Source organism: Nonomuraea sp. NPDC051298 (genome assembly GCF_055586305.1).
Genome location: NZ_JBVJIM010000020.1, coordinates 116,890 through 130,270, shown reverse-complemented (window position 1 = coordinate 130,270; position 13,381 = coordinate 116,890). Strand labels below are relative to the sequence as shown.

The 13,381-nt window shown below is 66.2% G+C and carries 1 protein-coding gene (cut by a window edge); it reads left to right on the top strand.

Going from position 1 to position 13,381, the window contains the following annotated elements:
- On the top strand, positions 1–13,381 hold the end of the coding sequence (locus ACZ6S0_RS39885) for a UvrD-helicase domain-containing protein (protein ID WP_465924520.1). It extends 23,726 nt beyond the left edge of the window; 13,381 of the gene's 37,107 nt are visible here — the last part of the coding sequence; the start codon falls outside the window, past its left edge; its stop codon occupies positions 13,379–13,381.

Genomic DNA, 13,381 nt, shown 5'->3' with positions numbered 1-13,381 from the left:
TGGACAATTTGCCCTCGACCTCAACGGGCTATCAGGACCAGCAGGCGATGTTGGAGACCCTGAGGAGGGAAGCCGAGCAAACAGTCCTGGACCGGATGCTGCGGAGTCTGCCCGATACCCCGCCGACCCGCAGCTAACGCCCTTCCGGCTCCAGCCCGGCCAGGACCTTCGCCCTGCGGGCACGGCCGACCGGCTGGCCGCCAACATGGCGGCCATCGAGGTCTGGCACCTTCTGACGTCCGAAAAGCGTCGAGCCACCCTCGACGAACAGCAGACCCTCGCCCGCTACACAGGCTGGGGAGCACTGTCCAAAGTCTTCGACGACGACCACGAGCCGATGGCCACCGAACGGACACGACTACGGGAACTGCTCACCGAGGACGAGTACGCCGCGGCCCGCTTCTCCACTCTCACCGCCTACTACACCGACCCCGCCTACGTCGACATCGCCTGGCAGAGCTTGACCGATCTCGGGTTCGACGGCGGTCTGGTGCTCGAGCCCGGATGCGGGCCCGGCGCGTTCCTCTACGGTGCGCCCGCCGGCGCCGAGAAGATCGGCGTCGAAGTCGACCCGATCACCGCACGGATCGCGGCCGAGCTCAACCCGGACGCCACCATCCACGCCGCCGACCTGGCCAAGCTCCACTTCGCCGAGGAAACCTTCGACCTCGTGGTCGGCAACCTGCCCTTCGACAGCATCCAGCTACCCGACCCGCGCTACAACCCCCGCACCCTGCTGTCGATCCACGACCACTTCGCCATCAAATCCGTGGCCGAGACCCGGCCCGGCGGTCTGGCCGCCGTGTTCGTCTCCCGCTTCGTCATGGACGGCCAGAACCCGCAGACCCGCCGGGAACTGGCCGCGATGGCCGACCTGGTCGCCGCGGTGCGGCTGCCGTCCGGCGCGCACGCCAAGATGGCCGGCACCGACGCCGAGACCGACTTCCTGATCTTCCGGCGGCGCGAAGAGGGCCGAGCGCCCTCGGACGTGAACTTCGAACGCACCCGCCTGTTCACCGAGCACAACAGCGAACGCTTCCGCGTCAACGAGGTCTTCCTGGACGACCCCGCCCGCGTGCTCGGCCAGATGCGCCCCGGGCAGGGCGCCCGCGGCCGCCCCACCCTGCGTGTCGAAGGCAATCCCGACACCGCCGAGGCGCTGCGCGTCGAACTGAGCCGCCAAGTGGAACTGGCCCGCCAGCAGAACCTGACCATGAGCGAGCGGCCGACCCACCTGCGCGGTGCCACCCTCCTGCCGCAGCCGATGGCCGCCACCACCCGGGAGAAGAGACAGGGCACCATCACTGCCCACCCCGACGGCACCTTCACCCGCCTAGTCGGCACGCAAGAGGTGCCCTACTCGGTCAAACCTGCCCGGACCGACGAACTGCGTCAATTGCTGGCCCTGCGCGACGTACTTTTGGGCATCGCCGCGGAGGAGTCAGCGACCCGCGATGACACACCACGCCTGCGACAACTGCGCGCCCAACTCAACCGCGCCTACAACCGCTACACGGCCGCCCACGGCGCGATCACCCGTTTCACCTGGGCCCGCACCGGCCACCTCGACGCCGATACTGGCGCGCCGATCATGCGCCGCAACCGGCCCGACATGGGAGGCTTCCGCAAGGACCCGTGGGCCGCCCTCGTGCTGGCCCTGGAACTGGACTACGACCCGCCCAGCCGCCGCGCCACCAAGGCCGACATCTTCACCCAGCGCACTCGCTACGTCCTGCCGCCCCGCCTGGGCACCGACACCGCCGCCGACGCCCTGCAAATCTGCCTGCACGACCACGCGAGCATCCGGCTCGGTGAAATCGCCCGTCTGCTGGGCCTGGAACACGAGATCGAAGCCCGCGAAGCCCTGGGCACCCTCGTCTTCGACGACCCGGAGACCGGCCGCCTGGTCATCGCCTCGGAATACCTCTCCGGCGACGTCCGGCACAAACTCGAAGCAGCCCGGCACGCCGCCGACACCGATCCCCGGCTGCAGGCCAACGTGGACGCCCTAACCCAGGTACAACCGCCCGACCGGGGGCCGGCCGAGATCACCGCGCAAATGGGTTCCGACTTCGTCCCGTCCACCGTCATTCAGGACTTCCTGCGCGAAATCCTCGACGACACCTCCATCAACGTCTTCAACCCTCATCCCGGCGTCTGGTCCGTCGAGGGCGGCAACGACAAGTCCGTCCTGGCCACCTCACGCTGGGGCACCCCAGCCGTCAACGCGCTCGAACTGGCCCAGCACATCCTGGTCGGCACCCACGTCAGCTTCACCGTGGGCACTCACGAGATGACCACGACAGCCCGGGCCAAGGCCCGGGAAATGGAAGAGTACTTCCTGCGCTGGATCTGGCAGGACCCCGACCGCGCCGACGACATCTGCCGCCGCTACAACCAGATGCACAACTCGCGGGTGCCGAGATCCTTTGACGACTACATCATCGAACCCGTCGGCATCTCCCCCCACATCCGGCTCCGCGACAACCAGCATCCCGGCATCGCCCGCCTGCTCTACGACCCCGACGCCGGTATCATCCACGACACCGGCGGCGGCAAAACCCTCATCGGCATCGTCGCTTGCGAAGAACGCAAGCGCCTCGGCCTCAGCGCCAAACCCTGCATGGTCGTCCAGAAAACCAAGCTCGACGACTTCCGTGCCGAATACCTCAACGCCTATCCGGACGCCCGCCTGCTCGTCGCCGACACCGACGATCTCAGCACAGCAGCAAAACGCCGAGAATTTCTGGCAGCCTGCCAGAACAACACCAACCTCACCGTCATTCTCACCCGAGAAGCATTCCAAGCGATCCCTGTCAGCCCGAAACGACAGGAACAATTCCTCCGCGCCAGCATGCGCGAATGGCAGCACGCCGTAGAAGCGGTCCGCGAGGCAGGCTGCAGCAAAAAGACCATCAAAGAACTCGAACGTGCCCGTGCCAGCGCAGAAAGGAAAATCGCCAAAAAGCTCGACGGCATCAAACATGACGTCACGCTGAGCTGGGAAGAAACCGGCATGGACTTCATCTTCTACGACGAAGCCCAAGCCCTCCGCCTCGGACAGATCATCTCACGGATTCCCGGACTGGGCCGGTCAGGATCCGACCGAGCGGTCGATGCTCGCCTGAAAGCCCAAGCCAACCGAGACCTCTATGGGCACGGGAACATCGCACTCGCCAGCGCCACCCCCTTCGCCAACAGCGCCGGAGAGATCTGGAACTTCTTCGATCTTCTCGGCGCCCAGCCTGGCCCCTTCGACCAGTGGGTGCGGACTCACTGCCGCGTGGAATTGGTCTACGAATACTCCGCGACGGGAGACTTCAAACAGAAGGCGCGGCTCATCGAGATCGTCAACGCGGTCGACCTGCACCTGGCGCTGCGCGAAATCTCCGACATCAAACTTGAGGATGATCTCAACCTCGAGCTTCCAGAAATCCGCGGCGGCAAACCGCAGATCATCTCGATTCCCGCCACCCCAGAACACGCAGAACACGCCGGTGAACTACGCAAACTTCTCGCCGACGCTGAACTCGATCCAGCGCAAGCCAACGCCATCCACCTCCGCATCATGGGCGAAGCGAACAAGGCCGCCCTGGACATACGCCTGGTAGGCAAGACCCCCACAGCTGAGCAAAAGCTCGACGTCCTCGCCGAGATGGTCTACCAGAAGTGGCTGCTCCACCGCAACGACGTCTACCCCGGCCCCGATGGCAACCCGCATCCGGTCACCGGCAGCCTGCAATTCATCTTCGTCGGACTCAGTACTCCCAAACGCCGCCGCCAAGACGAAGGCGAATTCAACTTCTATCGAGAATTCGCACGCACCCTGGTCGCCAAAGGCGTCCCTCGCAACGAGGTCGCCTTCGTGCACGACGCCCGCGACGCCGCCCAGATGGCGCAGCTCACCTACCGGTGTAACAACGGAGAGATACAAATTCTGCTCGGCTCCCCCCAAAAAGGGGCCGAAGGCCTCAACGTGCACCGACGCGGCATCGCCTCCTACCACGTCACCCCTGACTGGAACTTCGGGATGATCAAGCAGGAGATCGGACGGCTCGTCCGTGCCGGGAACCTCAACGCTATTGTCGAGGTCTTCCTCTTTGTCACCACACCGTCCCTGGATGCGCTGAAACACGAACGCACCCGACAAAAGCAGATGATGCACGCCCCGCTGCTCACCGGAAAAATCGAAGGCCACGTCATCCGCATCCCCCACGACGATGTAACGGCGGCCGAAGCCGTCGCCGCCGCCAGCGGCGACCCCCGCCTGCTGGCCAAACAGAAAATGGAATTCCAGATCAAGGGACTCCGCGCCGAAGCTAACCAATGGGACCAAGAAAAAGCCAGTCTCGCCTTCCGCGTCCGCCGTACCCGGACAGCACTGACCGACGCCGAAAAGACACGCACCCAGCTCGAAGACGCCCTACAGCAACGACAAATCACTCGCGGCAAGAACTTCGCCATCACCCTCAACGGCACGCACTTCACCAAACGCCCCGACGCCGCCACCGCGCTTATCGCGCTCCTCAACCAGCACGCCGCCCACGCACCCCAACGCGAAACCATCACCACACCGCTGGGGCAGCTCGGCGGCTTCGACCTGATGGCCACCTACGCCCCCCTCACGCTGCCCACCGACGACGGCACCTGGAACTACGCCGATCACAGCATCAGCCTCACCCTGGCCGGCCTGCCCCACAACGAACCCCTCGTGCTACGCGCCTCGGACCTTCCTACCGGGCAAAGCATCCTGACCCGGCTCGAAAACGCCATCGCCGACCTCGACCGGCGCCTGCAAACAGCCGACCAACACATCGCCTACCTGTACGAGGAAATCGAACGCGCCCAAGCCACCAAAGAGGACCCCTTCCCACGCCAGCAAGAACTCGACGACCTCGTACACGAGCTTGCCGCGCTGGAGGCCGAACTAGCGGCCGAGGCCGCGGAACTGAGCGAACACGACAAGGCTCTTCTCGAAGCCAGCGAGGAACTCGCTAACAGCAAGCTCGAAGACCTCAGAGATTCTGTCCTCTGGCAGGACACCTACGCCAAGGTCCAGGGCCTGCCCGACGCCCAGAGCTTCACCGACTGGTACACCGCCACCTACGGCAGCATGGACCCCGATCGGCAACCGCTGGTCCTGCAGGCATACCAGGACATCTGGCCCCAGCAGCACTCCTTCGACCCCGTCTTGCATACGGCCGGTCGCGCGCCGAACGCCAGAGCCGGAGACGGCGGTGACGGGGCAGATGGCGGCTGGGCTTCCACCACGATCGCCGCCGGCACGGAAGGCCGGGCGAGCTTCGATGATGCCGCCACCACCGACGTCAGCCAGGCCCAGCCCACAGACATGGACCTGCCTGACCAGGTCAGGGACAGTCTGCGCGCGCACTTCCTGGCCCTGTCCTTGACCTCCGCGCGCGTGGCGCGGTGGGCGCACGCCAACGATGAGGACAGCTTCGCCACCTCCTACGGGCCCTGGCTCACGGACCAAGCCCACGACTACGCCAGCGACGTCGAGACGACCGAGCCGTCCATCATGAAGGCGCTCTTCGGCCGCAACGAACGGTTCGTGCGGCAACTCGTCCAAGAGCTGACCCCGCAGGTCTACCGAGCCCACCGCGAAGGCAACGAGCACACCCCCACGCAGCCCTCGGGCTGGGGTGCCTACAACGTGACCTTCCGCAGCACCGGGGAACACCTACACGGTTTGCCCGACAGCGACATGTATGAGGCTGCGCACGAGTTCATCGCGGACGGGCTTGCTCGCGTGAACGTCCTGGATGACGGCCGGATCGAGGTGCTGTGGCTCGAGGGACATCACGACCAGGACTCCGACAACTATCTCGCTGTCCCGATGAGCGCCCAGGAGGCATGGCACTGGATCAGCGAGCATCCGGGCGCCCTGGCCAAGGAAAGCTCTGAGCGCCATGGTGGGGCTGCCCAGCAGCAATACCTGGTGGAGAAGGCGTGCGCGTATGTCCTGGAGACCGAGGAACTGCGCAACCTCCCGCGCACCGCGCTCTTTGCGGCGTGGATGACCTGGCAAGCCAGCGTTGGCCATCCCGACGTCCCCCAGGACTTCCTGCAGCGCTACAACAGCGATCTGACCTTCCGCGAAAGCCTCGCCCATCTCGCCGGCCTGCAGATCCAGCGCGTCCCGCAGCACGGCCCGACGCCCATCGTGCACGTCACCACCCACGTAAGCTTCGCCGCGGCCTGCGAGGCTGCAGCCGACCGCGCCGTCGAACAGAGGGCCCGCCACTATGTCTGGCACGCCGCCAGCACTTACATCACCGGCAGCTTTCCGCCCGCCACCGACCACGTCTCGGTCGCTCACCCCGACAACTGGGTACAACACGTCGGCGGCGTGACCGCCGCCCTGCCCGCCAGACCCACCGCCGAACCCGCCGAACCCATTAAACGCCCTGGTGCCGCCACCCCACCCGTGGATGTGAACCTGCCCGATCACGTCATCAACGCCCTGCACGACCGCTTCTTGGCGACGTCGCTGACCGCGAAGCAGGTGAGCCAATGGGCGACCGCCAACCACCAGGACACCTTCACGCAGGTCTATGAACAATGGCTCGTCGATCAGGCCATCAACTACGCCTTTGAGATAGAAGAGACCGAGCCCCTCATCGTCCAAGCGCTCGTCGACGGCAAGGCGCTGCTAAACCACCTAATGCGGGAGCTGGCGCCGCAGGTCTATCGCGCCCACCGCGAAGGCGCCGCGCATCACACACCGCAGCCCATCCCGTGGTCGGCCTATCAGATCACCTCCAGCGTAGACGGCGCGCCACTGCAGGGACTGCCCGGCATGGAACTGATCAAGACCTTGCACGAGGTGGTCGCGAGCCGGACTGGCACCCGCGTACGCATCCTGGACGACGAGCGCATCGAGATCACGTGGAAGAATCGGGACAGGTCCGAGAGCCTCCGCGACGACTACATCGCTGTCGCAATGAGCACACAAGACGCCCTGCAGTGGATGACCGATCACCCCGATGCCCTGGCCAGCTTCAGCAACGGGCCCTCCCCCAACGCCGAAGCCGCTCGGCAACAACGCCTCGTGGCCAAGGCCTGCGCCTACGCCGTCGACACGGAGGAGGTGCACCGTCTCCCTCTGCGGGAGCTCTTCCCGGCCTGGATGGCCTGGCAGGCCACCAACGCTCACCCCGACGTGCCGCAAGCACTGCTTGAGCAGTACAACAGCGACCAGGAATTCCACCACAACCTCGACCACCTCGCCTCCTGGGCAATGCACCGGGCTCTCGTCCAGCAGCCGGCGCCCCCACCGGCACACGTCACCATCCACCACTCCTTTGCCACGGCGTGCGAGGCTGCCGCGACCGCCGCCCGCGGCGAGGAACGGTATTACGTCTGGCGCGTTGGCGAAACCTACGCCACCGCCAACTTCCGGCCCGCAGCCGACCACGTCTCGGTCGCCCATCCCGGCCCATGGATCCAGCACTTCGATGGGCTGACCGTCGCGTTGCCCCACAGACCCGCGACCGAACCCATCAACCCCCTCAAGCGCACCGGCTGGCCATCCTTCGGCGGATTGACCGGACATCTATCGCCCTACCGCAAGCCCGACCAGATTGTCGCCGACCAGCAGGAACTGGCCCAAGCCTTCACGCTGTACACCCTCGCGCGCAGCGCCACCGAGTGGCCCGAACATCCCGACAAGAATCAGCTCGACGCGCTATGCCTGCGCATCACCCAGCATTTCCGTGCCCTGACGCCCTTCCCCGCCGCACGGGAGCAGGCCGCTGACCATCTAGCCCACCTGCACGAGGCCGCCACTGAACTCGGCGATAAAACCGACGGCGAACTGAGTGCTGCCGCCTACCTGCTCATGGCAGCGGCTGAGGTGTTTGGCGCCCGCCTCATGCCGCCCGAAGAAGGCACCCGCGCCGCCCTCGATGTTCCCGCCGCCTTCGATATGGACGCGGCCCGGCAAGCGATCCAGCCCGTCCCGCTCACCTCCCGCACCGACCATGAACGCTATCGGACAGAGCTCTTCAACGAGATCCGCTGGTCCGCGCTGAAGGAGCATTATCCCCGGGTGAAGGGACCTCAGCGACGCCTGCATATGGCGCTGTTCCAGCAAGAACCGCAGAGGAGCCGGCCGGTTCGTTTTGAGCTGGAGCGTTGGGCAGGAGCCGTGGACGATGCGCTACAGGGGGTGCGAGACTGCCACGACATGGCCGAGCGTCATGCCCTGACCGACCTCGCCCGGCAAGCCGCCGCCTACCACCGCCGCCTCAACGCCCATGTCCTCACGGCCGAACGGCACGTCACTCCCTACCCCGATGCCGTCACCGCCCAGGCCGGTATCGACCGCATCGAGACCGCCTGGCACGAATGGCTGGCCACAGCCACCGGACGGACGCTGGCCAAGCGCAGCCAATCCAGCCGCGTCCCACACAAGCTCAAACCCGCAGCCCTGGCCCACACCCTGGCGATCGACGCGCGGAACAACGCTCGCACGGCTGGCAGCATGGCGAGTCTGTGGAACTACGCCCACGCACTCCACGATATTGCGCTGAGCCTGCCTGACGAAGAGTTCCGCGCCGGCCACGACAAACAAGTCCTGCACGACCTCATCACCGTGGCGCACCTCCACCCCGCCCGCCTGGCCGTATCCGATCTGACCACGAGCGCGAAGCAGCCCGCCCCAGCCCCGGCCGCCGCCCACGCCTCGAACGACGACACCATTGCAGCATCCTGGAACGCGGTCACTGGAGCGCGTGAACGCCGCCCCTACACCTCCGCTGAAGAGATCACCCAGGCGGTACAGCGCCTCTCGCAGACCTTCCACGATGATCAGCCGCAGCCCCCGAGCGAAGCCTCGACGCACATGCAGCGCGTCAACGACGACCTCGACCGGCTTCGCCACGCCAACGTGCTGAAGCAAGGCGTCACCGACGCCTACTTCGACTGGCTGAGCCTGATCAAGACCGCCACTCGCGCCCAGGACGGGGCCAGCGTCACGGAGAAAAGCTGCCTCGCCCAGCTCATCACGGATGCACAGGAGCACGCCGACCGGCTCGGCGCCTTCCACAGCTACGGTGACAAGTTCAGAGCCTACGCCTCCGTCGAGGACATCCTGAAGGTCGATCAGAACCTCTGGCAGAGCTATCGCGCCTGGCTGACCAGTGCCACCGTCAGGGCCGGTAATCACGGCCTCGTGGAGCTTTTCGACCGCCAACGTTACAGCGCCCTCCTCAGTCGAACTGGTGATCGCAAGGGCACCGTGGCCATGTACAAGCGCATCACCGCGTTGGCCGATGCGTCCTTCGCGCTGGTGCTCAAGCTGCCCACACGTGCCTACATCGAGGACGGCGACCGGGATCTGTTGCGGCGGGTCACGCTTGACGCCTACTACCATGCCGGTCGGCTCGGCAACGTGCTTGGGCAAGAGGACGATCTCCGGCCCGAGCTCATCGCAGCCATCGGCAATACCCCCCACTATTCCGACCTCCTGCACGGCGACGAGGAGGCCATCGAAGCCGATGGCCAGCATCTGGGAGCCGTCGCGCGGCCTCAGCGCCAGCTGTCCGCTGCGCTGGCCGCATCGGTCTATCGCACCCAACTGCCGGACACCGCTCGGAGCGCAGAGCAGCCCGAGCATGCCGAGCGGATCTTCGATCGCCTTTACGACCTGGCCCTGGACGGGCATGTCGCCGGCGTCGAACTCAGCACGTCACGCACGATCAAGGTCAAGGGGACGGACTCCTACCTGACTTATCTGGCCTACCCCATGATGCCGCTGCCTCTGACCGAGGCACGTGCCTGGCTCGCCGACCATCCCCGACCGGCCCCCCAAGAATTGCGGCACCCTGCCATGGTGGCGTTGTGCAAACAGGTCGTCGAGCACGCCTACGACGATGACGGCTTGCGCGACTATATCCGCCAGAGCATCGGCCTCCCGCTCGTCGAACTCGATCCGCTGTGGTACTGGCTGAACAATGACTCCCTGGTCGGCCGCCGCGAGGTTCCCGAGCCGTTCCTCGCTCGTTACAACAACGACCAGAACTTCCGTAATGTCATCGGGCAACTCGCCGGTGTGCACCTCTACCTGGCGGCCACCAGTGACCCTCCTCATGACGCCAGCAGGCATCGAACGTTCGCCGCCGCCTGCCAATGGGCGACCGAGCGAGGGCGTGCGGCGGGCAGCGACTACCACGTTTGGCAGTGGGGCAACCACTACCACGCCTCGAACTACCCACCGGGCCTCCCCCACTACGCCGTCGGCCAGGACGCGGTGTGGACCTGGCGCGAGGGCGATACTGCGGTCACGTTGCCGGGCCCTCCAAGCGAACCTGCCGAGCCAGGGCAAGCAGCACCGCCAGCGCAGCCGTATGCCCATGGGCGGGAGATGGAGCAGGCGCGCACCGAGCTGTTCACCCTGTTCCAGCAGTGGCCTCCGGCGCAGAACCGTCCCACCGGGGAGCCGCAGCCGGACGAGGTGCGCACGATCGTTTCGGCCATCAACACCGCGCACTACGGCGAAGAAGGCCGCGATCTTGGTCATGCCATCACTCAGTGGGGCAAGATCCGCGATGCTCTGGACGCGCTCAGCACCGTAACCCCCGATACCGACGAACGCGACCTGCTGCTGCGGATGGCAGCCGCGGCCGACGCCCATCACGCTCGCTTGACCGCTCCTCAGCAGCGGGCCCAGGCGGATGCGACGCGCTATGAGCGGCCGGCGGAGTTCCTGGAAGGTGTCGCCGAGATCGACTACGCCAGGAGTCTTTGGGACATCAGCAAGACGGGCCAGGAAGTGCAGAAGGAGGGGCGGAAGGGGACCAGCCGGTTCCGGAACCCGGCCTTCACCCTGGCTGTTACCGCTGATCAGCGCTTGACCAGTGAACGCTATGCCGCCACCGTGAACAGCGGCAAGGGCGGCGACCTGGAACGAGAAGTCGCCCAACGTGGACAACTCGCCGAGCGAGTCGCACATGCGACCTATCAGCTCGTCCTGGCGCTGTCGCCCCAGGACTACCAGAGCGGCCAGGACGCGGCCCTGCTGGCCTGGCTGGTACATGTCAGCTACCGTCACGCCGCTCGCGTCAGCGCCGGCGCGAACGACGAGCGCTTCGGCCAGCAGCTTCATGCACTGGTCACCGGGAGCACCCTCGAAATCGAGCGACCGAATGCTCACGCTACCGCGCTGAATGCCTGTGATCCAGACGTGCGCGAAGCGATGGGACGGCTGGCAGCATCACCAACACCGTACGCCGACCGCACAGAGATGCTCGCCGCTCGAATTGCAGCACTCGAACAGATCGCCACCTGGCGACAGCGCCACGCCGCCGCCGCGTCCGCAGACACCCGATCAGCCCAAGCCCTGCACACCACCTATGAAACTCTCACCACCACCGAACCCGGCGTGCTCCCGCTGCACGCCGAACAGCGCCACTGGGCCTCGCTGTGCACCAGCGCCGTGCACGCCGGGCACCACAGCACCAACGCGGACGAACAGCGCCAGCTGTACGCCATCGCCCGCGACGCCTACCAACACTGGCAGCGGCTCGAAGCCTACGAACACATCCACCATGACAGCGCCGGTTACGACACCCCCGACCAAGCAGCCGCCGCCGTGCGCGCCATCGCCGCCGCACACGAAGCATGGCTGACCACCACCACAGGCAATCTCCTAGCCAAAAGCCCCTACGGCGCCAAAGAGGCGAACCTGGAGCGGGCTGCCGAAGCCGCGCAATACCTCACCCAAGCATGCCCACCGGCGACAATAGGGCGCCCCGAAGCCGAAGCCCACCGCACCTCGCTGGTCAACCAGCCCGGACACTACAGCAAGGCCACAGCACAGGCCGCCTACCACCTGCTCCTGAGCCTTGCTCCGCCGGGCCCGGGCGGCTACCGCGTCACCAGCGACCAGCAGGTCCTGCAGGCCCTCGTCGACGCCTGTTACCGGCACCTTGCTCGTGTGCACGCCACTACCACCGATCGTGCCTTCTGGTCATCGGTGGGCGAGCAGCTCCGCGCCCCCGCCCCCGCCCCCGCCCCCGCCCCCGCCCCCGCAGGAGGGGAATCAGCCCGCCCTACATCCGCCAGCACCGCAGGCATCCTCATCGAGCACGGCCAGGCCGGCACCCGCGTGAGCAACATTCACCCCACCGACGACGCCGTGCGCAATCTATTGCGCAAACACGGCTTCAAAACACAGTTCGGAAAGAACTTCTATTGGCTGGACCCCCGGTGGCGCTACGACACCCGCAGCAGCCGCGTGCAACGACTCGCGAACGGACTGGAGCAACTCGGGCGCCCGTTCACCACGACCGAACACGAGGCACGCCATCCCCACGTCACGGCAGCAGACCTGCCGCCTCTGCCGAAAGCACCGCCCTTCACCCGTGCCGCAGAGATACGAACGCTCGATAAGTCGGTGCGCTCCCTCTACGACCAGGCACGATCGACGAAGGCCGGACACTCGCTCCTCAACACATGGTCAACAGAAGCTCGCGAGGACTCACGCGCACTCCTGGACGCCCACAAGCGCATCGTCGAGGAGGGCTTCAAGGGCACCGCGGAGCAAGTCGTGACCCGCTTCACGACTTTCGCTCGCGCCAGCCGGGCCCTGCTCATGAACCTGCAGCGCGAACGCAAGAATGCCCCGACACTCCTGAAACACCTCGGCGAGCTGGCTGACGTCGCCGAGAAGCTCGCGGCCGGACTCCAGGCCACCGCCGATGATCCGGAGGCGTGGCAGCGCCTGTACCGCGCCTCCACCAGTTCAACGGACGCCTCGTCAAACGCGTCGACATCAGACGGCCCTACCGAGCACATGGCCACCGCGGCCCTACAGCCGACGGCCGAAAGTCGGCAACAGTCGTACGCCCAACCACCCGCCCACGCCGCCACGCCACGCCACCACACCGAGGCCGTCCTACTGGCCGACCTCCTCGCTGACCCCGGGCAGATCCTCGCAGTCGCCGACGTGGTGGGCACCACGTCGGCGATCACCCACCCACACCTAGGCGCCCTGCTGGATGCGGCAATCGACCTGGCCACCCAGAACCTCACGGTGACCTGGCAGACGCTCCAGGCCAGCAGCGGCCTACACCCGAACGACCTCATGACAGCACACGCCCTGATCGAACAGGCGCAAGCCGCACGAGGAACCGACACACGCGATGCCCTCGGATACGCCCAGCAACTCCTCGAAGCCGAGACTCACGACCTCGCCACCGCCTACACCACCGCGATGTCCACCAATCCGCCGGCAGCATCCTCGCCCGCCTCGACTCCGCCTGCCCCGCCGCCCTCCGCCACCCGCGACCAGCCGATGAGCTACGAGCCTCCCGAAAGCACATCAGGAGGCACAGCCACCTACGGAATGGGTCTGTGA